Below are 19,875 nucleotides of genomic sequence, written 5' to 3' on the forward strand. Positions count from 1 at the left end.
GCTATCTGTAGGGCGTTAGAAGGGGCAGTCGGCGAGGTCCTCTTCCGGGGTGGCAGCAACTGTGGCGGCGACCAGCGCGACGAGTTGCCGGGGTGCGGGTTCCATACGTCCTTCCGGCCGGATTGTGTACACGTGTCCTGCGGGTGAGGTCGCGGTGAGGATGTCATCACCGTTCTGGACGAACTGCCACCTCGTGTGGTGCTTCACCTTGTGATGCGCTTGGCTGAGCGGTGCGAGATTCTCTGGGATGGTGCCTCCGCCGTAGGCGTGATCGTCTGTGTGATCTATATCTGCCTGTTCTGCAGGGACGGTGCAGCCCGGGAACACGCATTCCGGGTGCACAAGCCGAGCGTGGTCGATCATCGCCGCGGTTGGCCGGTAGTCGCGGGGGTCGGTGGCGAGGATACGCCCCGTGATCGGGTCGGTGAGGATGCGTCGCCATGACGTCGCGTCGGCGGTGAGTTGTGCTGCGGTGGCCGGGTCGATCGGTCCGTAGCCGCGGAGGATCGCTGCCTCCTCACCCACACCCAACAGGGTCATCGCGGGAACCATGACATGCACTCTGCCGCGGATACCGCGGGTTGCTCCGGGAATGGAGGTTTCTCCGTTGAGGAGCAGGTCGGTGAGGACATCGACCTTCAGATGTCCCATACTCCGCGGGTCACCACCGCTCTTGAGCCCTGCGGCGAGGCGGATGGCTCGGTCTGCGATCGCGTGGATCTCGGGGGCCGGTGCGAAGAGGGTGAGGTAGGCCATGCCATCCGCGGCCTGGTCGACGTAGATGCGTCGGGTCGCTGTGGCCTTCTCTGCCCGTTCGACGGCGGTGGTGGGTTGGGCGAGTTCGACTTCGTGACGGGCCTTGCGGTCGAGTTGCGTCGGGTTCACCTCTGCCGCCAATACGGCGAGTCGGTTGTCGTACGAGGTGAGGGCCTCGCCCTCTAACCCGTCGGCGTGTTTGGCGATGACCTCGGCGTGCTCCCACGACAGCACCCCCGCGGTGATCGCGGCCAGTGTCGCCGGAAGACGATCTACGAGGGCTGTGCTTGTATCGACCAGGGTAGTAGTGCGGTATTCGGTGCGGCGGGTCAGCTGAGCGAGTTCAGTGACGAGCTCGACTCTCTCGACTCGAGCCGGAGACCAGGCAGGACCGCCCGTGGACGTATCGGTGGGAGCTTGCCGGTGGAGGTGGTTTCTCGCGTCGGTGACGCGTCTGGCCCTGGCCGCAGACAGACGAGCTATCTGCGCATCGAGGGCGGCAACCTCATCGAGTGCGACCACGTATGGGTCGGGCTCGAAGAGCGGGATTGTGTTTGACATGGCAGAAGTCAAACAGCAGCCACCGACATCGTGTCTGAGTGAGCATTCAATGTTTGATCAGGGAATATTGCTGTGGATAACTACCGGCATGCGCGACGTGTGGAGGAGTGGACGGCGCTCGAACCTAGAACGCCTATCGCCCCTGCGGCGAGCTGATCACTCATCGAAATCTTCGGCGCGTTTGCGCCTCTGGTGCTTCGATACCGGGCTCTGCGAGTCGGCAACCTGCCTCAGCTGAGCAGTTCAGTGTCTGAGCGGTGCTCGCCGTAGAAGGCCGACTGCGACTGCATGATGTCGCTCATCGTCGCGCCCGCGCCAGCGCCGTAGACGGTGCCCACGAAGTCGAGTTCGCGCTGCACAGCCCAGATCTCATCGTGCCTATCGGGCGAGAACAACTGAGCCGGATCTCCGACGGCCACCCAGGATATGGGAACGACGGCACCGGCACTCAGCCGCGTATTCACCTGCACCACCGCATTGATGCGCACCTCGGCCCCGTCGCCGATGACCGCGCCCGGAAAGACAGATGCTCCTGTGGCTATGAACACGCCGGAACCGACAGTGCACCCGTTGACGTGGGCATGCGGTCCGACCATGACGTCGTCACCGAAGATGGCCGGATTGCCTGCCCGTCCGCGGATCACCGCGTTCTCCAGCACCACGACATTGGCGCCGATCACGATCGGCCCATCTTCGGCGGTCACGACTGCACCGTGCATGATGCGCGATCCCGGCCCGATCGTCACGTCGCCCGAGACGATTGCGGATGCCGCTACCAGCGCATCCGAATCGACCCGCGGATGCGCACCCCGGCTCTCGAACAGCACGCTCAGAGCGTCTCGGCGAGGGTCGCCGCGACGCGTTCGGCGGATGCGCGGCCGACCAGGCGACCCGCCTCGGCCGACGCTCGGCGAGTGGCGGGGTCGAGAGGATTCGGGCCGAAGGCCGTGATCGACGCCTGGTCGGCGTAGATGATGGCGGTAGGCACCCCACCGAGAGCATCGAGCTCCGCCGTGGCGATGGTGCCGAGCCCCGGCTCGCCTACACCGGGGAGCGGCGTGACGATGACGACCCAATCGGAGCCGGCCGCGAGATCGGCATTGCTGCCCGACCGGACCCCGCCATCCATATAACGCGAGCCGTTGATCGTGACCGGGGGCCAGACGCCGGGAACGGCGCAGCTTGCGGCGACGGCATCGGCGAGTTCGACCCCGCTCGTGCGGTCGAATGTCACGAACTCGCCGGTCTCGACCTCGACGGCGGTGATCTTGAGGTCGCGCTGCGGCCATTGGGTGTCGGCGAGCCGTGACCTGATGACCTCGATACGCACGCTCTCGTCGACAGACGGGGTGTCGAGGGCGAGGCGGCCGATGCGCCGCCGGGCGTCTTCGGGAGACGTGGCATCCTCGACGGCTGCCATGAATTTCGCCTGCAACTCGAGCGCGTCGATGTCGGCGCCGAGTTCTGCGGTCTCCTCCTCGAGCTGCGTGGCGAACGCCTCGGCGATGTCGGTGGCACCGGCCAGTTGGGCCCCGACCGCAGACCCGGCCGACGTTCCGATGATGCGGGTATTCGGTGCGAACAGCCTCTCGAAGAGCTGCGGATCCGCATCGAAGAGGCCCTGCATGACGCCGACTTCCCACGCGATTCCGGCGACGCCGCCGCCAGCGAAGACGAGTGATCCTTGGCTCATGCGAGTACCTCCAGTTGACTGACTCCGAATACCGCGAGCAATGCTAGCGCCGCCGCCAAGGAGGAGCCTTCGCGACCCCTGTGTAACAGGGCGACACACGACGGTATGAAGCGTCTTCTTCGCCGTATCGTCGGCTCATGACGAACATCGACACCCGCCCCTTGGCCGCTCCGGCGTCGGGGGAAGAGCCGTGTGTCGAGCTTGTCGAAGACATCACTCCGTCGGTCGTCTCGCTGATCGGCAACACGCCCCTGATCGAGCTGAATGCGCTCGCGAAGGGGCTGCCGGCGCGAGTACTCGTGAAGCTCGAGAGCCGCAATGCCGGAGGGTCGGCGAAGGACCGCATCGCGCTGCACATGATTCGTGCCGCCGAGGCGAGCGGGGCGCTCAAGCCCGGGGCCACCATCGTGGAGTCGAGTTCGGGCAACACAGGCATCGGGCTGGCGCTCGTCGGGCGGCTCACGGGGCACCCCGTGGTGATCATCCACAGCGCCTACATCTCGGATGAGAAGCGTGCTGTTCTCAAGGCCTACGGTGCGCGTCTGGTCGAGGCCGACTGGGAAGCACCGCCCGAGAGCCCGAACAACGCCCGCGCCATAGCCGATCGCATCGCCGCAGAGCTGCCCAACTCGTGGCGCCCGTCACAGTACGAGAACGAGAGCAATCCCGGCGCGCACTATCAGACCACCGGGCCCGAGATCTGGCGTCAGACGGCGAACAAGGTGACGCACCTCGTCGCATCTGTCGGCACGGGTGGAACGATCAGCGGGACCGGCCGTTACCTGAAGGATGTCTCGGCCGATCGCATCCGGGTCATCGGGGCCGACCCGACCGGGTCGACCTACAGCGGCAACGCGGCAGGGCAGATCAATGTCGAGGGTGCCGGCAACCGGTGGACTCAGCCGAACTGGCCGCAGACGTATCACCACGAGGTCGTCGACGAGTACGTCGTGGTGTCGGACCAGGAGATCTACGACACCGTGCACACTCTCGCGGCCTCGGAGGCTCTGCTGCTCGGGCCCTCGTCAGCGCTCGCCGTGGCGGTCGCCTTGCGAGTGGCGGCGAAGGCTCCGCAGGGCTCGGTCGTGGTCGCGATCGCTCCCGACACCGGCGCGAACTATCTGACCAAGGCGTTCGACGATGCGTGGCTCACCGACCTCGGTGTCGGTACGTATTCGATCTGACCGACGCTCTCTCTTCAAAGGTTTATTGCCATGGCTCTGCTGCATTTCGGATGGTTTCTCGGCGCGGGTTTCGGTGTGCAGGGATGGGGCGACCCCAGCTACGGCATCGGCTACGACTGGAAGAAGCCCCAGGTCTACCAGGACGCCGCGCGGCTGTTCGAGCACAGCGGCCTCGATCTGTTGATCATCGAAGACGGTGTGACCGTTCCCGATACCTATGGCGGCACGAGCGAGGTCAACCTCGCCAACGCGCGCTTCGCTCCGAAGCACGACCCGCTGCCGCTGGTGCCCTACCTGCTCTCGGCGACCGAGAATCTCGGCATCGTGCCGACCATGAGCGCTTCGTTCTACGAACCTTTCACGGCGGCACGCCTCCTGGCGACGCTGCAGCACTTCGCCGACGGCCGCCTCGGTTGGAACGTCGTCACCAGCGGCAGCGATCTGGCGGCGCAGAATTACGGTCTCGATAAGCAGATCGAGCACGACCTGCGCTACGACCGCGCCGACGAGTGGGTCAGCATCATCCGCAAGCTCTGGCGCAGTTGGGCGCCGGAATCCGTGCTCGAAGACGCGGAGCGCGGGGTGTTCGCCGACTTCACCAAGGTGGCGCCGATCAACCACGAGGGCAAGTTCTTCAGAGTTCGAGGCCCGATCAACACCGTTCCGATGCCGCAGGAACCCGTGATGGTGCAGGCAGGTGCCTCCGGCCGAGGCCGCGACTTCGCGGGGCAGAACTCCGACGTGATCATCGCCCTGTCGTCGACGCCCGAACGCAACCGTCAGTTCCGCGACAGCATCCGTCAGGTCGCGCTGGCTGCTGGTCGCAACCCCGATCACGTGAAGGTGCTCTTCGCAGTGACGCCGATCGTCACCGCGAATGCCGAGGAGACCGCGAGTGTCAAGGCGCGTCGATCCGATCTCAACCAGGCCGCGATCGACGAGGCGCTGCAGTCGATCTCATATCTCTCGGGGGTCGACTTCAAGGCATTCGACCTCGATGCTCCGCTGCCCGAACTCACCACGAACAGCAATCAGGGAACCCTCGACAACTTCGTGAAGTCGGCCCCTCCCGGTTCAACGCTGCGCGAGATTCTGCAGGTGCGCGCGAACCGGGACGGGCTCGCCGTGATCGGAACCGCAGACGAGATCGTCGATCACCTCGAGACGCTCGGCGAGGCAAGCGGGGGAGACGGCTTTCTGTTCGCCGGTCAGGTGCATCCCGCGAATGTGCATCGCACCCTCGATCCTCTCGTACCCGTTCTGCGCCGCCGCGGCCTCATCCGTCGCGAGTTCGGCGACGGCGGCCTGCGCGGCAACCTCCTGGACTTCTGATGGGTGTGCTCCGGCTCGAAGGGCAGCCGATTGTCATCGATGACGTCGTCGTCGTGGCCGACGGCGCGTCGATCGAGCTGGCTCCGGATGTCGTGGGCACCATCGCCCGAGCGCGTCGCGTCGTCGAGTCGGTGCAGGCATCCGGATCGGCCGTCTACGGCCTGAACACCCACCTGGGCGCCGGACGCGACACGCGAGTCGCAGCCGACGAGATGGCTGCGTTTCAGAACCGCGTCATCGATAACCACCGGGGCAGCATCGGTGACCCGCTACCCGCGCGCGAGGTGCGTGCGTTGATCTTCGCCCGTGTGGTGGGCTTCTCGCTGGGCGGGTCGGGTGTGCGGCCCGAGCTCGCGGATGCCTACGGGCGGCTCCTCGACGGCGGCCCGCTCCCCGAGGTCTATGCCACGGGCTCGGTCGGCGCATCCGATCTCGCGCTGCTCGCCGAGATCGCCGCCCACGTGCGCGAGCGGCTGCCGTTCGCGGCAGGGGAGGCTCTCGCGGCGATCAGTGCAAACTCTTATTCGATCGGGGTGGGCGCTCTCGCCGTGGTCGAGCTTCGTGCGCTCGTCGCCGAGGCCGATGCGGTGGCGGCGCTGTCGCTCGAGGCTCTGGGTGCTGTGGGAGGGGGAGGCTCGCTCAGTCCGTTCGATGGGCGAGTGCACGCTCGTCGTCGGTCGGTTGGGCAGCAGCAGACGGCCCAGGCCATCCGAGCGAGAGTGGCCGGCGGACTCCTGGAAGACGTGGATCGGGCGGCGTCGGTGCAGGATCCGCTGTCGTTTCGAACCGTGCCGCAGGTGCACGGTGCTGTTCGTGACGCGACTGCGCTCGCGGCATCGATCATCGAAGACGAGCTCAACGCGCCAGGGGACAACCCGCTGGTGGTGCCGGACGGCGACGGAGTGTTGCTCTCGAACGGCAATTTCGAGCCGCTCGGAATGGTGTTGACCCTCGAGAGCCTGCGTGTGGCACTCGCTCATCTCGCCGGTATCTCTGAGCGGCGCATCGCCGTGCTCTCGGGCCTCGCTACGCCACTGCGTCGGTCGGGCAGCAACGCCGTGCCGGGCCTCAGCTGGTACGCGGCGGCGGCCACCCTCGCCGAGGTGCGGCATCTCGCGAACCCGGTGTCGACATCCGGAACCACGCTCTCCGAGGTCGAGGACCAGGCGTCTTTCGCGCCTCTGGCCGTGCGAATGCTGCAGCAGCAGATCGGGCTCTGTCGACAGATCTTCGCTGTCGAAGCGCTGCATGCCGCCGAACTCGTGCGCAGCCTCGAGTCGCCTCCCCGGTTAGGACGAGGCACCAGCCGGCTGGAAGCGGAGCTTGCGGAACGAATCGGCCGCGTCGATACTGGGCGCAACCTCGTGATCGATGCCGTCAAGGCCGTTGCGTCAGCCGGTCGACGTGACACGATTGATCAATGACTACTTCTGAATCTTCTGTTCCCCTGGTCACCCTCAACGACGGCAACACCATTCCGCAGCTCGGTTTCGGCGTGTTCAAAGTCGACCCCGACAAGACGTCGCGCATCGTCGCTGACGCATTCGAGGTCGGCTACCGCCACATCGACACCGCCAAGATCTACGGCAACGAAGAGGGCGTCGGTCACGCCATCAAGACCAGCGGCATCGACCGCGACGAGCTGTTCATCACCACGAAGCTGTGGAACGCCGATCAGGGTTACGAGTCGGGCCTCGAGGCCTTCGAGAAGAGCCTCGGTCGTCTGCAGCTCGATTACGTCGACCTGTACCTGATCCACTGGCCGGCACCGGCCAACGACAACTACGTCGATGCCTGGAAGGCGCTCGAGAAGATTCGCGAGTCGGGTCGCGCGAAGTCGATCGGCGTCTCGAACTTCACGGTCGAGCATCTCACGCGCCTGCTCGGCGAGACCGACGTGGTGCCGGCTGTCAACCAGATCGAGCTGCACCCCGAGTTCCAGCAGCGCGAGATCACCGCATTCGGCCGTGAGCACGGTATTGCTACGGAGGCGTGGAGCCCGCTCGCTCAGGGCGCGCTGCTGAAAGAGCCGAACGTGCAGGAGATCGCTGAGGCGCACGGCAAGTCGCTCGCCCAGGTGATCCTGCGCTGGCACATCCAGCAGGGCAACATCATCTTCCCCAAGTCGAACAACCGCGAGCGTATCGAAGAGAACTTCGACATCTTCGACTTCGAGCTCAGCGACGACGAGCAGGCATCGATCACGGCTCTCGAGAAGGACGGCCGCGTCGGCGGTCACCCCGACGAGGTCAACTGACGCGATAACGCAGCGCCGTCAGGGCACGATCGCCGACAAGATCAGAACGAACCCGGTGATCACGACCCCGAAGATCACCACGAACGCCCCGCCGATTATCAGTAGGAGTCGGCGGGGCGTCATGCGTGATTTCGTGCTGATGAACGCCTGGCGAAGTCGACGCCCATCGTCACCGACGACGTTTGCCGCCCGCCCTGCGACACGATCGTCGGAGTAGTTCTCGGTCTGCGACAACGCCTTCGCGCCGAGGACGGCCCGAATCGACGCGAGCCTCTGCCACAGGGCAGGATCGGCAACGTCGAACGGTTCGTTCGAGTAGAGATAGAAGTGGTCGTCGACGATCTCGGCGTCGAGGTCGCCCGCATCGTCGATGAGTAGGGCCATGAGGTCCGGAGTCATCACATAGAGAGCGTCGCGTTCGTACCCGGTCGGGCAGTACAGGTGAAAGTGACTGTCGAAGTCGCCCTCGAGTGACAGTCGCTGATCGCGGGCGATGGGCATCGGGATGCTCGAGCCGAACGTGCGGTCGTTCTGCGTCGCATCCAGCACGATGTGAGGCAGCGCCCGGTCGAGCCGGATGACGAGATAGCCGTGCGTGGCTCGTCGGGTCGACGTGTACGACGTCGTGATCTGCACGCCTCCCGAGGTCATGCGCGACTGCGATCCTCCGACGGTTCCCGTCACCGTTCCGACATCGAACAACCGGCCGTCGACAGTGCCGCTGAATCGATCGCTGACGGATGCGTTCTCGAGGTACTCGAACAGTGCTCCGCCATACGGCGGAACGGCCGCCGACGGCTCGTAGAGCAGAGCGTTGGCCTCGGCGAATGCCTGAAGCGCATCTCCCCGAGGGGAATCGCCGAGTGGCGCGACATCGAACTGCGGATCTGCGTGAGAGTACACGATGCTCGTCCTTCGCCGGCGGGGGTTTTCCGCTGCTCAGGGCGAGCCTACGCTCAGGGGTATGGCGAACAGGCTTCACGACGCGATCAGTCCGTATCTGCGATCGCACGCCGACAACCCGGTGGACTGGTTCGCGTGGGGCACCGAGGCGTTCGACGAGGCCAAGCGCCGAGACGTGCCGGTGCTCGTCTCGATCGGGTACTCCACCTGTCACTGGTGTCACGTCATGGCGCGGGAGTCGTTCTCCGACCCGAAGCTCGCGGCGCAGCTCAACTCCCGGTTCGTGGCGATCAAAGTCGACCGCGAGGAGCATCCCGAGGTGGACTCGGTGTATCTCGCCGCGGCTGCCGCGTTCACGCAAGGCCTCGGCTGGCCGCTGAACGTCTTCGTCACGCCCGAGGGCAAGGCGTTCTTCGCCGGCACCTACTCGCCTCCCATTCCTGTTCAGGGCCATCCGTCGTTCGCTCAGGTGCTCGACGCCGTCGACGACGCGTGGCGGTCGAGACGAGACCAGGTCGATCTGACGGCCGAGGCGATATCGGATGCGCTGGCGCAGGCCGCCGTGGCCACGCCCGTGGGGGCACTCCCTGCCGACGCCCTTGACCGCTTGGACCAGGCGGTGCGAGAACTCGAGGCATACGAAGACACCACATACGGCGGCTTCGGTGGCGCCCCGAAGTTCCCGGTCGCGCCCGTGCTGTCTCTGCTTCTTCGGCGAGGTAGCCCCCTCGGGGCGCGCACGCTGCTCGCGATGAGTCGTTCACCCCTTCGAGACCCGATCGAGGGAGGCTTCTTTCGCTACAGCGTGAATCGTGACTGGAGCGACCCGCATTACGAGCGCATGATCTACGACAACGCGCTTCTGCTCGATGAGTACTCGAGGCTCGCCTCGACCCACAATGCCGCGGCCGCGGAGGCACACGACACCGCTGACGGAATCGCGTCGTTCCTCATCTCCGTGCTGCAGCAGCCCGAGGGCGGCTTCGGATCTGCGCAGGACTCCGAGAGCGTGATCGGCGGCTCGCGCAGCGAGGGCGGCTACTACGCTCTGGATGCCGCGGGTCGCGCCGCCGAGACCCCTCCCGCGGTCGACGCCAAGGTTCTCACCGGCTGGAACGGTCTCGCCATCGCGGCGCTCGCTCGGTCGGGCTTCGCGCTCGATCGCACCGACTGGATAGTGGCGGCAACGCGTGCCGCCGACTACCTGCTCGAGTCGCACGTGACCCCGGATGGCTCGCTGTTACGCGCATCCATCGGTTCGCGCCGGTCGGATGCGGCGGCGACGCTCGAAGACTACGGCGCGTTCGCCGGTGGCCTGCTGGCGCTGGCCTCGGTGACCGGGCGCGCGCACTACGCGAGCAGCGCCCGGCGACTTATCGACTCGGTGTTCGACGCCGGCTTCACGGCGCCGGGCGGGCGGGACTCGGTGCTGGCGGCTCAGAACATCGCGGCCGCGGTCGACACCGCGGAGGGGGCGTATCCCTCTGGAGTCAGCGCGGTCTGCTCTGCAGCACTCACCCTGTTCGACCTCACGGGCGAGGCGCGATACCGCGAGATCGTGGCGAAGACGGTCGGTGGCGTCGCTACCGAAGCCTTTCCCCGTCCCATCGGCTACGGTGCGACGCTCGAACTCGTGCAGCGTCTACTCGAGCCGACCGAGCAGCTGGTGGTCGTGACGCCGGGAACCGCGGTCGTCGCATCTGACCCAATGGTCGACGCGGCGCGCCCGAATACGGAGTCGCTGACCGTCGTCGTGACCGAGACGCAGGCCCGAGAGTGGGCCGAGGAGGGCTTCGGGCTTCTCGACGGGCGCGTCGCCTCGAACGGGCGAAGCACCGCCTACCTCTGCACCGACTTCGTATGCAAGCTGCCGATCACGGAGCCCAGCGACCTAGAACTCGCGCTTCGCTCCGTCTGACGGCGTCACGGTGAAGATCTCCGGCGCGGTGAATCCCGCCCTCTCGAACGCGTCGCTGACTCGTACCGTGACCTGGTCGACGAGCTCGATCGGCGTCAGGGCGATCGCCGCTCCGCCGAAGCCGCCGCCCGTCATGCGGGCGCCGATGGCCCCGGCCTCGCGCGCTTCGACGACGGCGAGGTCGAGTTGCGGCACCGAGATCTCGAAATCGTCTCTCATCGAGACGTGCGAGGCATCCAGAATCTCGCCGATCGCGAGGGGCCCGCTCTCGCGCAGAGCGCGCACTGTGGCGAGGACGCGAGCGTTCTCGGTGACCACGTGGCGAACGCGTCGGAAGGTCTCGTCGTCCATGACCTCACGTGCCCGGTCGAGGTCGGCCACGCCGACGTCGCGCAGGCTCTCGACTCCGAGAGCGGCGGCTCCCGCCTCGCAGGATGCACGGCGGGCCGCGTATCCGCCGGTCGCGTGCGAGTGGCTCACCTTGGTGTCGATGATCACGATCGCGAGCCCCGCGTCGGCGAAGCCGAGGTCGACGATCTCGGACCGCAGCGAGCGGCAGTCGAGGAAGACGGCGGAGTCTCGTCGGCCGAGCAGTGATGCCGACTGATCCATGATTCCGGTGGGGGCGCCCACCGCTTCGTTCTCAGCCAGCTGGCCGACGCGCGCGAGCGTCGGACGGTCGAGTCCGAGCTGCCAGCGTTCGTCGAGCGCGAGAACGATCGCGCCCTCGATGGCAGCCGATGACGAGAGGCCGGCGCCAACGGGAACGTCGGACGAGATGTGCGCGTCGAAACCGCGCTGCTCAGCGAGGTCGACGCCGTTCTGTCCGAGGGCCCAGGCGATTCCGAGCGGGTAGGCCGACCATCCGTCGAGACTGTCCGGGCCGACAGTGGCGAGTTCGACCTCGGCCTCGTCATCACTGAACGTGCTGGTGACGCGTGCCGTGTTGTCGTCGCGCAGACCGACGGCGGCCCATGTGCGCCGGTCGATGGCGAACGGCAGCACGAAGCCCTCGTTGTAGTCGGTGTGCTCGCCGATCAGATTGACGCGTCCTGGTGCCGACCAGACCCCGTCGGCCGGGCGACCGAACTGGGCCTGGAAGTCGGCGGCTGCCTGAGTGGCGATGTCGTCGTGGGTCATACGGGGTTCTCCTGGTCAGCGCGGGCGATCGCCTCGCGAACGAGTGCCGCGGATGCCTCCGGCGGCACGTCTCCGATGAAAGCGCCCATTGCGGCCTCCGAGCCTGCGAGGAACTTGAGCCGGTTGGCCGCTCGTCGGGGCGACGTGACCTGAAGCATCAGGCGCACGTCATCGCGGCCCCTGTTCACCGGCGCCTGGTGCCAGGCGGAGATGTAGGGCGTGGGGGTGTCGTACAAGGCATCGATTCCGCGCAGCAAGCGCAGGTAGAGCACCGCGAGTTCGTCGCGTTCGTCGCTCGTCGTCGCCGCGAGATCCGGGATGTGTCGGTGCGGCAGCATGTGCACCTCGATGGGCCAGCGGGCCGCGAAGGGCACGAACGCCGTGAAATGCTCGCCGCGCAGCAGCACGCGCTCGGAGGACTGTTCGCGCTCGAGGATCTGCGCGAACATGTCTGGGCCGAATCGGTCGATCGAGTCGAGCAGCTTCGTTGTGCGTGGCGTCACATAGGGGTATGCGTAGATCTGACCGTGCGGGTGATTGAGAGTGACTCCGATCTCGGCGCCGCGGTTCTCGAAAGGAAAGACCTGCTCGATCGAGGGCATAGCCGACAGCGCGGCGGTGCGCTGAGCCCACGCCTCGACGATCGTGCGGGCGCGCGAGGGAGTCTGCGACGCGAACGATCCGGTATGCGCAGGGCTGAAGCACACGACTTCGCAGCGCCCCACCGAGGTGCGGGTGCGTTCGAGCCCGAGTTCGGCGAGATCGTCGAGGCCTCGGGGAGCGTTGTCGTCGACGAGCAGCGGTCCGAACGAGGGGGAGCGGTTCTCGAAAACGGCAACGTCGTAGACGTCGGGAATCTCGGAGGGGTTCGTGGGGGTCGCCGGAGCGAGGGGATCGGCATCGTCGGAGGGCAGGAACACCCGGTTCTGCCGTGCGGCCGCGATGGAAACCCACTCGCCTGTCAGCACGTCTTGCCTCATGCTCGCTGTCGCGGGGCGGGGATCGAGCACGCGCGCGTCGGGCAGTCGCTCGGGCGAAAGAGTCGTGTCGGCGTCATCGAAGTAGATGAGCTGACGTCCGTCTGCGAGCACAGTCTCTCGAACGGCGATGGTGGACATGGCGAGCCCTTTCTCGCGAGCGCGGATCACGCTCGGCGGCACAACAGGCGACAGTATTGCACGGCAAGAATTGACAAGCAATCACAAATAAACGAAAGTCATCTTGTGTCTGATGTCGACTTCGTGAATGCCCCCGCTCCCGTGCGGCGCGCTCGCATTCTCGAATTGCTGGCTGCGGCAGGGTTCGTGAAAGTCACCGAGCTGAGCGTGGTGTTCGGCGTCTCCGAGGTCACGATCCGGTCTGACCTCGACTCGCTCGAATCAGCGGGCGATCTCGACCGAGTGCACGGGGGAGCGGTGACGACGGCTGCTTCTCGGCGCACGGAGCCAGCCTTCGAAGAGGCGCTCGGTTCTCTCTGGGACGAGAAGCTGCGCATCGCCGCCCACGCCGCGAATCTGGTGTCGTCTGGAGACTCCGTGATCATCGATGTCGGAACCACGGCGGCGGCGTTGGCCCGGGCTCTCGTCGACCGTGCCGATCTGCGCGACGTCGTGATCATCACGAACGGATTGAAGATCGCCCTCGAGCTCGAGAGCGCTGTGCCGCGGTTCACGGTGATCGTCACCGGTGGCACCCTGAGGGCGCTGCAGCATTCCCTGGTCAACCCCATGGCCGACGGGCTCTTCGACACCCTGCACGCCGATATCGCCTTCATCGGCTGCAACGGAGTCGACGTGGAGCACGGCATCACGAACATCAACCTGCCCGAGGCCGAGATCAAGAGACGGATGCTCGGGGCCGCGACTCGACGCGTCGTCTTGGCCGACGGGTCGAAGATCGGCCAGGTTCACCTCGGTCGTGTCGCAGATGTGTCGGGTGTCGATGGTGTGATCACGGGAGATTCGGCGCGATCTGCGGCACTCAAGGAATTGCGCGAGGCGGGCCTCGACGTGACTCGCGTCTGACAGGGGCCGCGCCTCAAGAACGTCAGTCGTCCTCCAGCACGTACCTGCCCGACGCGTCGGTGAAGAGCGCCGTCTGACCCGGACGAGCCTCGCGCACGAAGTTGGCGACCCAGGGGAACCGCGCGACGAAGGAATCGACGGACCAGATCTCGTGGTTGCTGGGGTCGCCCATGTATTCGTCCGACTCCAGCCCGGTGACCGACTGCAGGTCTCCATCGCTGAAGGTGATCCAACGGGGCGGGTGTTCGGCGTGCAGCTTCGTGATGAAGACGGGTGCATTGCCGCGCAGGACGCCGGCCACGGTGTCGTTCCTCGTGACGTCGAGCAGCGCATCCGCCGACCCAGCAGCCTCGACCAGTGCATCCCATCCGTTCGCCGAGGCGAACGAGGCCTCAGCGTCTGTGAGCATTCGGAGTGTACGCACGTGCCCCACCAGGGCGCCGTCGGCAGATCTCACTTCGTCGAATGATGGCCCCCAGCGCGACGGTGTAACCATGATCGCGGAGATTCGTGTGCCGGTGAGAAAGGGCTCGCTGTTGCGCCAGGGGACTCCCATCGGCGGTACCCGCCGGTTCTCAGCGATGTCGTCGCATACGATCGCCAGGGCTCTCCACCCCGCGCCCTCCTGGCCCTCGAGCACCTCGACGGCGAGCTCGACCGGCTCACCGGCGTCAATGGGAAATCGAGACGCTCCCGACGTCATCATCGTGATCGGGCCGTTGGGCGGTCGCTTCTCCGCCACGAGGATCGCTCCTCCGATGCGTTTGTCGTGCACCAGGGGATCGATGCCGAGAGAATCGAAGACGTGCGCGGGAAAAGCCTCGTTCGCTGTCATGGTGTGATTTTTGCAGATCATCTCGGCGCAGTGAAGTGCGCTGTGATGCTCGTTTACGCGAGGCGGGGCTCGATGTAATCGGAGTAGAGGGGCGACCGGCCGTTGCGGTGGGCGAGCTCGTCGAGGTCGATCGGTCGCTGCTCGCTGAGCCATTTCTGCCGGCCGCCGGTGAGAACGGCGACGCGCTCGAACCCGGCCTCGCGCAGATTGCGTGCCGACTCGGCGGCGCAGAGGCTGTCGCTCTCGTCGTAGACGACGATCGTGCTCGCCATCGCGTCGATGCGCAGCGAGAGCAGCCGAACCCGGTTTGCGGCCTTCACTATCGCCAGGTTGTCTGCACCGAGGTGATCGGCGAGCCACTGCGTCGACACGGTTGACGACGGCAGGTAGGGCCCGGGCGCGAGCGACGTAACGGTATTCACACGCATACGCTAACCCGAGCCACCGACAGCGCGGCCTCCCTCGTAAGCGGGGGTAATAAAGCCCGGCTAACCTGAACCGTGTGGAGGAAGCATCCGGCGTGAATCTCGAGTTCGAGTACCGGGTGCGCATCGAGCATCTGCTGGCATCCAGCATCCACCGCTACGAAGGTCGCCCGTCTGACGGGCCGAGGCCCGCCGTCGGGGCCGAGGACCTCGAGCGCGTTACGATTGGCGCACATCTCGGCATCGTCGGCGACCGGCACTTCGGCAAGGCGGCGCATCGCACTGCCTCCGTGACGATCATGGCCGTCGAGTCGGTCGAGCACGTCGAACGAACTCTCGGTCTCTCCAACGCTCTCGACCCGCTCGACACTCGCCGCAACATCCTGATTCGTGGCGTCGATGTCGATCGGCTTCGCGGCGCGGATTTCACGCTCGATTCCGGCGTGGGCCCGGTACTGTTCCACGCGCACCGCCCGGCGAATCCCTGCGCGTGGATGGACGTGATGCTCGCGCCGGGCGCCCATAAGGCGCTGCGTGGACGAGGCGGGCTGCGCTGCGAGCCGCTGAGCACCGGCGAACTCACGAGAGGGCCGGCCCTGCTGCGGTCGTCGCTCCGCCTCGATGACGGCGAGCCCCGGCTGTTCTAGTGCGTCAGCACTCGATGACGTTCACTGCGAGGCCACCCTCGCTCGTCTCCTTGTACTTCGTCGACATATCGACCCCGGTCTGACGCATCGTCTCGATCACCATGTCGAGCGACACCAGGTGGGTTCCGTCGCCGTTCATGGCGAGGCGGGCGGCGCTCACGGCGGTCGACGACGCGATCGCGTTGCGCTCGATACACGGAACCTGCACCAGGCCGCCGACGGGGTCGCAGGTCAGGCCGAGGTGGTGCTCCATCGCGATCTCCGCCGCATTCTCGACCTGACGAGGAGTGCCGCCCAGCACGGCGCACAGTGCGCCGCAGGCCATGGCGCACGCCGACCCGACCTCGCCCTGGCATCCTGCTTCGGCGCCCGAGATCGACGCGTTCGACTTGAACAGCGAGCCGATCGCCGTGGCCGTCAGCAGGTAGCGGTGGATTCCCGCTCGATCTGCCCCGCGCACGAAGTCGAGGTAGTAGCGACCGACGGCGGGAACAATGCCCGCCGCGCCGTTGGTGGGTGCCGTGACGACGCGCCCGCCCGCCGCGTTCTCTTCATTGACCGCCAGAGCGTAGGCGTGCAGCCACTCTGTCGATGTGTCATGATCGCCCGTCGCCGTCTGGCGTTCGAGCTCGAGGCGCTCGCGTAGGCGGGTCGCTCGTCTTGGCACGTTGAGTCCGCCCGGCAGTGTGCCCGTGGCGGTGAGGCCCGCGTCGATACAGGCCTCCATCGCATTCCAGATGCGGTCGAGCTGTGCGCGCACGGCGTCCTCGCCGTGCAGTTCGGTCTCGATGCGCCAGGCGACCTCGGCGATGCTGAGACCCGTCGATTCGCAGATCTTCAGCAATGCGTCCGCGCTCGTGAACGACAGCGGATGCTCGACCAGCGGAATACTCGACGAGTCGTCTCCGTCACGCTGGATGAACCCTCCGCCCACCGAGTAGTACGTCTCGCTGAGTAGCGGGAGGGCATCCGAATCGCCCCACGCGACGAGGCTCAGAGCGTTGGGGTGGGCAGGCAGCCGCGTGTGCGCCTCGAACGAGACGTCTGATTGCTCGATGGCGATCGGGTGGGTGCCGCCGAGGTCGATAGAACTGCGGTCGCCTCCCGACGCGAGTTCGAGAAAGCCGGCGTCGCGCAGCGCTGTCGAGCTTCCGCGAACGAGTCCAGACCATGCGCCGTGCACGAGTGTCGGGTCGCACGTCTCGGGGTCGAGGCCCTGGAGCCCGGCCACGACGGCGTCGGGGGTTCCGTGGCCGAGCCCGGTTGCGCCGAGAGAGCCATAGAGCGAGCAGGTGACGCTGCGAACGTGGTCGAGTGATCCGGATGCGCGGAGGCGGTCGACGAAATCGAGCGCGGCGCGCATCGGGCCGACGGTGTGCGAACTCGACGGACCGATGCCTACGGAGAACAGATCGAAAAGGGAGACGTATGCGGTCACACCCAGACCCTAGTAGCCGAGCGGCGCGCGCACACCCGTGGCGCAACATCCTGGCCCCGCTCGCCGGAAAGCCGAGCCTCGAGAGCACTGGATGGCACGAATCTGCGTGCGGATTCTAGACCTCGACCCGGTGTGAATGCATCGCCCCAATGCGTCATTTTCGGAGTACTAATCTGTTGACGTTTGTCATCTGATTCGACGTTCGAGGGAGTTCACGATGTACTCTTCTGCACCAGCTCGAGACAAAGACGGCGGCGTCCGCAGCCTCGTTCCTGCTCGTATGGACAGACTTCCGTGGACTCGGTTCCATTGGTCGATCGTCGTCGGCTTGGGGTTCTCGTGGGTGCTCGACGGGCTCGAGATCCAGATCGTCGCCTCCGCAGGTTTTCAGAAAGACCTGGGGATGTCTGCCGCCGAGGTGGGCCTGCTCGGCACCGTCTACCTGTTCGGACAGATCGCGGGTGCTCTCATTTTCGGGCGTCTCTCCGACAAACTCGGTCGCAAAAAGCTCTTCATCTTGACTCTGGTGATCTACCTTGTCGCTAGCGGAGTTGCGGGCCTGTCGCCGAACATGTGGTTCCTGCTCGTCTTCCGCTTCTTCGCCGGTATGGGCATCGGCGGCGAGTACGCGGCCATCAACTCGGCGATCGACGAGCTGATCCCGTCGAAGTACCGGGGCCGCGTCGACATCGCGATCAACGGCACCTACTGGGGTGGTGCAGCCCTCGGCTCGGCCGCCAACCTGTTCCTGCTCAACCCCGACATCTTCACCGAGAACATCGGCTGGCGTATCGGATTCTTCATCGGCCCGGTGCTCGGGCTCGCGATCATCTACCTGCGTCGGCACATTCCAGAGAGCCCACGCTGGCTGATGACCCACGGGCGCGAGGAGGAGGCCGAGGCGACGGTCGACGACATAGAGAAGCGCGTGAAGTCGCAGGGGGGCGAGATCGATCCGGTCGACGAGAGCAAGGCGATCACGGTCACGAAGACCGAGAGAGTGCCGTTCAGAACGATCCTGCACGTGCTCTTCAAGCTCTATCCGAAGCGCACCCTGGTCGGCGCCACGATGATGGTCACCCAGTCGTTCCTCTACAACGCCATCTTCTTCACCTATGCGTTGGTTCTGCAGAACTTCTACGGAACCTCTCCGTCGTCGACGCAGTACTTCTTCTTTCCGTTCGCCATCGGCAATCTGCTCGGCCCGCTCCTGCTCGGACACCTCTTCGATGTCTGGGGCCGACGCAAGATGATCTTCCTCACGTACGGTGTCTCGGCGGCCGTGCTCGCGGCATCCGCTGTGTTGTTCAGCATGGACGTGCTGAACGCGACGACCCAGACCATCTTCTGGTGCGTGTCGTTCTTCTTCGCGTCGGCCGGCGCATCCAGCGCATATCTCACGGTCAGCGAGACCTTCCCACTCGAGATCCGCAGCCAGGCGATCTCGTACTTCTTCGCGCTCGGCCAGATCGCCGGCTCGGTCGCCCCGCTTCTCTACGGAATTCTGATCGGAGACGGAACCGACCGCGGCCCCCTCACCTTCGGTTACTTCCTGGGGGCCGCGATCATGCTCGTGGGCGGGTTGATCGCCCTGATCTTCGGGGTGGATGCCGAACGCAAGTCGCTCGAGACCGTCACGAGTCCGCTGTCGGCCGTGAAGAAATAGCGATCAGTACCGACTAGTTCTGGCTGGGCAGTGCCCAGTGCCCCTTCGGCACATAGGTGAACTCGAAGTAGTCGGTCCGGTACGAGCCAAGTTTGACCAACGAAATAATGAAGTCGACCAGTGCGCCGACTCCGAAAAGCCCGGCAGTCAGGAGGTAGAGGATGCCGAGGCCGATCTGGCCGCGCATGAACCGGTGAACTCCGATCCCGCTGAAAAAGAAGGTCAGCAGAATGTATGCGACCTTGCTGATGCGTCGGGTCGGCTGCGCCGCGAGGGGCGCCGTCACATTGACGGTGACATTGGCCGGTGTCGGGCGGGAAGTGTCGGACATTGAGTGTTCCTCTCGGTGGGCCACATACCCGTGGTCGGGCTGCATGCTCAGATGGTGCATCGTGAGCCTAGGGCACCTCAGGACTTACACAGGCGTCCGAGTCAAGGCGGCACTCCCCCCAGTGCGAGGGTCAGGTGTCATGACTCGGCGACGGAATTCTCATTGGCGATCAAAACGACCGCTGAGGAGCGTCGGAGCCTAGGCGAGCCAATGCTGCGGACGCCTGAGGGAGGGCGGTAAGACGGTTGTGGCGTCGCCCTGCGCGGCATCGACCTGTGGTTGTGTGAGAAACAGAGTCTCCGATAGGTCTGCTGCCTGGAGCCGTGCGTCGCGCAGATCTGCACCGAGCATGTCGACGCCCGCGAGGTCGCCGTGGCGAAGATCCGCGGCGATGAGGTACGCGCCGCGCAGATCGGCGCCGCACAGGCGAACCGATCGTAGGTCGCGACCGACCAGGTCTGCCGACGGGTGCAGATCGCTCGTGTGCTCGGCAGCGGCATAACCGCCGCGCGCCTCTTCACTCACCTCGATCAAGGTGCGCCGCACTTCTGAGCGAACACGTTCGACATCAGATGCGAGGATCTCTGGAACGCCGCCGTCGAGGATGCGCAGAATGCTGCCTCGGAGCTGCTCAACCGGCTCGGAAAGCTCCGAATCGGTGGTTCGCTCGGCCGCTTCGACCAGATACCAGAGCATCTCGTGCAGCTGCCTGACCACGGCGAATGTCCTGAACATGTCTGCGCTGGAATCGGGGCGTTCTTTCCA

Annotated in this window: 19 protein-coding genes; 8 read left to right on the forward strand and 11 right to left on the reverse strand. The window is 65.7% G+C overall.

The window, feature by feature from the left end; translation table 11 throughout:
• Positions 1 to 15: 15 nt before the first annotated feature.
• The 3 genes from B9Y86_RS12295 to B9Y86_RS12305 form a co-directional block, all read right to left on the reverse strand.
• Positions 16 to 1,317, reverse strand: a complete 1,302-nt coding sequence (locus tag B9Y86_RS12295) for an HNH endonuclease signature motif containing protein (RefSeq protein ID WP_085486462.1) — start codon at positions 1,315 to 1,317, stop codon at positions 16 to 18.
• Between the two features lie 230 nt (positions 1,318 to 1,547).
• On the reverse strand, positions 1,548 to 2,144 hold the full coding sequence (locus B9Y86_RS12300) for a gamma carbonic anhydrase family protein (RefSeq protein WP_085486464.1): 597 nt from the start codon (positions 2,142 to 2,144) through the stop codon (positions 1,548 to 1,550).
• A 2-nt stretch (positions 2,145 to 2,146) separates the two neighbouring features.
• Positions 2,147 to 3,010, reverse strand: a complete 864-nt coding sequence (locus B9Y86_RS12305; protein WP_085486466.1) for a patatin-like phospholipase family protein — start codon at positions 3,008 to 3,010, stop codon at positions 2,147 to 2,149.
• Positions 3,011 to 3,147: 137 nt separating this feature from the next.
• Between B9Y86_RS12305 and B9Y86_RS12310 the strand changes: the two genes are divergently transcribed.
• The 4 genes from B9Y86_RS12310 to B9Y86_RS12325 are packed head-to-tail and all read left to right on the forward strand — an operon-like array spanning position 3,148 to position 7,783.
• The gene (locus tag B9Y86_RS12310; RefSeq protein WP_085486468.1) at positions 3,148 to 4,194 is read left to right on the forward strand and encodes a PLP-dependent cysteine synthase family protein; all 1,047 of its coding nucleotides are present in this window, start codon (positions 3,148 to 3,150) and stop codon (positions 4,192 to 4,194) included.
• Between the two features lie 30 nt (positions 4,195 to 4,224).
• Positions 4,225 to 5,526 carry an NtaA/DmoA family FMN-dependent monooxygenase gene (locus tag B9Y86_RS12315; protein WP_085486470.1) on the forward strand — a complete coding sequence of 434 codons (1,302 nt, stop codon included), beginning with the start codon at positions 4,225 to 4,227 and terminating at the stop codon, positions 5,524 to 5,526.
• Positions 5,526 to 6,950: an aromatic amino acid ammonia-lyase gene (locus B9Y86_RS12320; protein WP_085486472.1), complete on the forward strand. Its 1,425-nt coding sequence runs from the start codon at positions 5,526 to 5,528 to the stop codon at positions 6,948 to 6,950. The genes B9Y86_RS12315 and B9Y86_RS12320 overlap by 1 nt, the downstream gene beginning before the upstream one ends.
• Positions 6,947 to 7,783: an aldo/keto reductase gene (locus tag B9Y86_RS12325; RefSeq protein ID WP_085486474.1), complete on the forward strand. Its 837-nt coding sequence runs from the start codon at positions 6,947 to 6,949 to the stop codon at positions 7,781 to 7,783. Before B9Y86_RS12320 ends, B9Y86_RS12325 begins: the two co-directional genes overlap by 4 nt.
• An 18-nt stretch (positions 7,784 to 7,801) precedes the next feature.
• On the opposite strand, the gene B9Y86_RS12330 is transcribed toward B9Y86_RS12325, so the two are convergent.
• On the reverse strand, positions 7,802 to 8,686 hold the full coding sequence (locus B9Y86_RS12330; RefSeq protein ID WP_085486476.1) for a hypothetical protein: 885 nt from the start codon (positions 8,684 to 8,686) through the stop codon (positions 7,802 to 7,804).
• A gap of 61 nt (positions 8,687 to 8,747) precedes the next feature.
• On the opposite strand from B9Y86_RS12330, the gene B9Y86_RS12335 reads away from it, so the two are divergent.
• Positions 8,748 to 10,604 carry a thioredoxin domain-containing protein gene (locus B9Y86_RS12335; RefSeq protein WP_085486478.1) on the forward strand — a complete coding sequence of 619 codons (1,857 nt, stop codon included), beginning with the start codon at positions 8,748 to 8,750 and terminating at the stop codon, positions 10,602 to 10,604.
• Here the strand turns inward: B9Y86_RS12335 and galK are convergent.
• Complete coding sequence (gene galK, locus B9Y86_RS12340) at positions 10,578 to 11,744, reverse strand: galactokinase (RefSeq protein WP_085486480.1); 1,167 nt, start codon at positions 11,742 to 11,744, stop codon at positions 10,578 to 10,580. The genes B9Y86_RS12335 and galK overlap by 27 nt on opposite strands.
• Positions 11,741 to 12,862 (reverse strand): galactose-1-phosphate uridylyltransferase, encoded by a 1,122-nt coding sequence (gene galT, locus B9Y86_RS12345; RefSeq protein WP_085486929.1) that lies wholly within the window; start codon positions 12,860 to 12,862, stop codon positions 11,741 to 11,743. Before galT ends, galK begins: the two co-directional genes overlap by 4 nt.
• Positions 12,863 to 12,967: 105 nt before the next feature.
• Here galT and B9Y86_RS12350 point away from each other — a divergent pair, with 105 nt between their 5' ends.
• A complete protein-coding gene (locus B9Y86_RS12350; protein ID WP_085486482.1) occupies positions 12,968 to 13,768 on the forward strand; it encodes a DeoR/GlpR family DNA-binding transcription regulator in 801 nt (266 codons plus the stop codon).
• Positions 13,769 to 13,790: 22 nt separating this feature from the next.
• On the opposite strand, the gene B9Y86_RS12355 is transcribed toward B9Y86_RS12350, so the two are convergent.
• Positions 13,791 to 14,603 (reverse strand): suppressor of fused domain protein, encoded by an 813-nt coding sequence (locus tag B9Y86_RS12355; RefSeq protein ID WP_085486931.1) that lies wholly within the window; start codon positions 14,601 to 14,603, stop codon positions 13,791 to 13,793.
• A 53-nt stretch (positions 14,604 to 14,656) separates the two neighbouring features.
• Positions 14,657 to 15,025, reverse strand: a complete 369-nt coding sequence (locus B9Y86_RS12360; RefSeq protein WP_176223351.1) for a rhodanese-like domain-containing protein — start codon at positions 15,023 to 15,025, stop codon at positions 14,657 to 14,659.
• Positions 15,026 to 15,105: 80 nt separating this feature from the next.
• Here B9Y86_RS12360 and B9Y86_RS12365 point away from each other — a divergent pair, with 80 nt between their 5' ends.
• Positions 15,106 to 15,675: an MOSC domain-containing protein gene (locus tag B9Y86_RS12365; protein ID WP_425319476.1), complete on the forward strand. Its 570-nt coding sequence runs from the start codon at positions 15,106 to 15,108 to the stop codon at positions 15,673 to 15,675.
• Between the two features lie 4 nt (positions 15,676 to 15,679).
• Here B9Y86_RS12365 and B9Y86_RS12370 read toward each other — a convergent pair whose 3' ends face one another.
• The gene (locus tag B9Y86_RS12370; protein WP_085486486.1) at positions 15,680 to 17,113 is read right to left on the reverse strand and encodes an L-serine ammonia-lyase; all 1,434 of its coding nucleotides are present in this window, start codon (positions 17,111 to 17,113) and stop codon (positions 15,680 to 15,682) included.
• Between the two features lie 217 nt (positions 17,114 to 17,330).
• On the opposite strand from B9Y86_RS12370, the gene B9Y86_RS12375 reads away from it, so the two are divergent.
• Entirely contained in the window at positions 17,331 to 18,779 is a 1,449-nt protein-coding gene (locus B9Y86_RS12375; RefSeq protein WP_244894748.1) for an MFS transporter, read from the forward strand.
• 13 nt (positions 18,780 to 18,792) lie between these two features.
• On the opposite strand, the gene B9Y86_RS12380 is transcribed toward B9Y86_RS12375, so the two are convergent.
• Both B9Y86_RS12380 and B9Y86_RS17875 read right to left on the reverse strand, forming a co-directional pair.
• Entirely contained in the window at positions 18,793 to 19,110 is a 318-nt protein-coding gene (locus tag B9Y86_RS12380; protein ID WP_176223352.1) for a TM2 domain-containing protein, read from the reverse strand.
• Between the two features lie 198 nt (positions 19,111 to 19,308).
• Positions 19,309 to 19,845, reverse strand: a complete 537-nt coding sequence (locus B9Y86_RS17875; RefSeq protein WP_342351722.1) for a pentapeptide repeat-containing protein — start codon at positions 19,843 to 19,845, stop codon at positions 19,309 to 19,311.
• Between the last annotated feature and the right edge of the window lie 30 nt (positions 19,846 to 19,875).

The sequence above is a fragment of the Agreia pratensis genome (assembly GCF_900177685.1).
Lineage (GTDB): Bacteria > Actinomycetota > Actinomycetes > Actinomycetales > Microbacteriaceae > Agreia > Agreia pratensis.

Coding starts and splice junctions, on each gene's coding strand:
- B9Y86_RS12380 (WP_176223352.1), bottom strand. CDS start 19,110: ATGTCCGACACTTCCCGCCCGACACCGGCCAATGTCACCGTCAATGTG.
- B9Y86_RS12295 (WP_085486462.1), bottom strand. CDS start 1,317: ATGTCAAACACAATCCCGCTCTTCGAGCCCGACCCATACGTGGTCGCA.
- B9Y86_RS12325 (WP_085486474.1), top strand. CDS start 6,947: ATGACTACTTCTGAATCTTCTGTTCCCCTGGTCACCCTCAACGACGGC.
- B9Y86_RS12315 (WP_085486470.1), top strand. CDS start 4,225: ATGGCTCTGCTGCATTTCGGATGGTTTCTCGGCGCGGGTTTCGGTGTG.
- B9Y86_RS12310 (WP_085486468.1), top strand. CDS start 3,148: ATGACGAACATCGACACCCGCCCCTTGGCCGCTCCGGCGTCGGGGGAA.
- B9Y86_RS12320 (WP_085486472.1), top strand. CDS start 5,526: ATGGGTGTGCTCCGGCTCGAAGGGCAGCCGATTGTCATCGATGACGTC.
- B9Y86_RS12375 (WP_244894748.1), top strand. CDS start 17,331: ATGTACTCTTCTGCACCAGCTCGAGACAAAGACGGCGGCGTCCGCAGC.
- B9Y86_RS12305 (WP_085486466.1), bottom strand. CDS start 3,010: ATGAGCCAAGGATCACTCGTCTTCGCTGGCGGCGGCGTCGCCGGAATC.
- B9Y86_RS17875 (WP_342351722.1), bottom strand. CDS start 19,845: ATGTTCAGGACATTCGCCGTGGTCAGGCAGCTGCACGAGATGCTCTGG.
- B9Y86_RS12335 (WP_085486478.1), top strand. CDS start 8,748: ATGGCGAACAGGCTTCACGACGCGATCAGTCCGTATCTGCGATCGCAC.
- B9Y86_RS12355 (WP_085486931.1), bottom strand. CDS start 14,603: ATGACAGCGAACGAGGCTTTTCCCGCGCACGTCTTCGATTCTCTCGGC.
- galT (WP_085486929.1), bottom strand. CDS start 12,862: ATGTCCACCATCGCCGTTCGAGAGACTGTGCTCGCAGACGGACGTCAG.
- galK (WP_085486480.1), bottom strand. CDS start 11,744: ATGACCCACGACGACATCGCCACTCAGGCAGCCGCCGACTTCCAGGCC.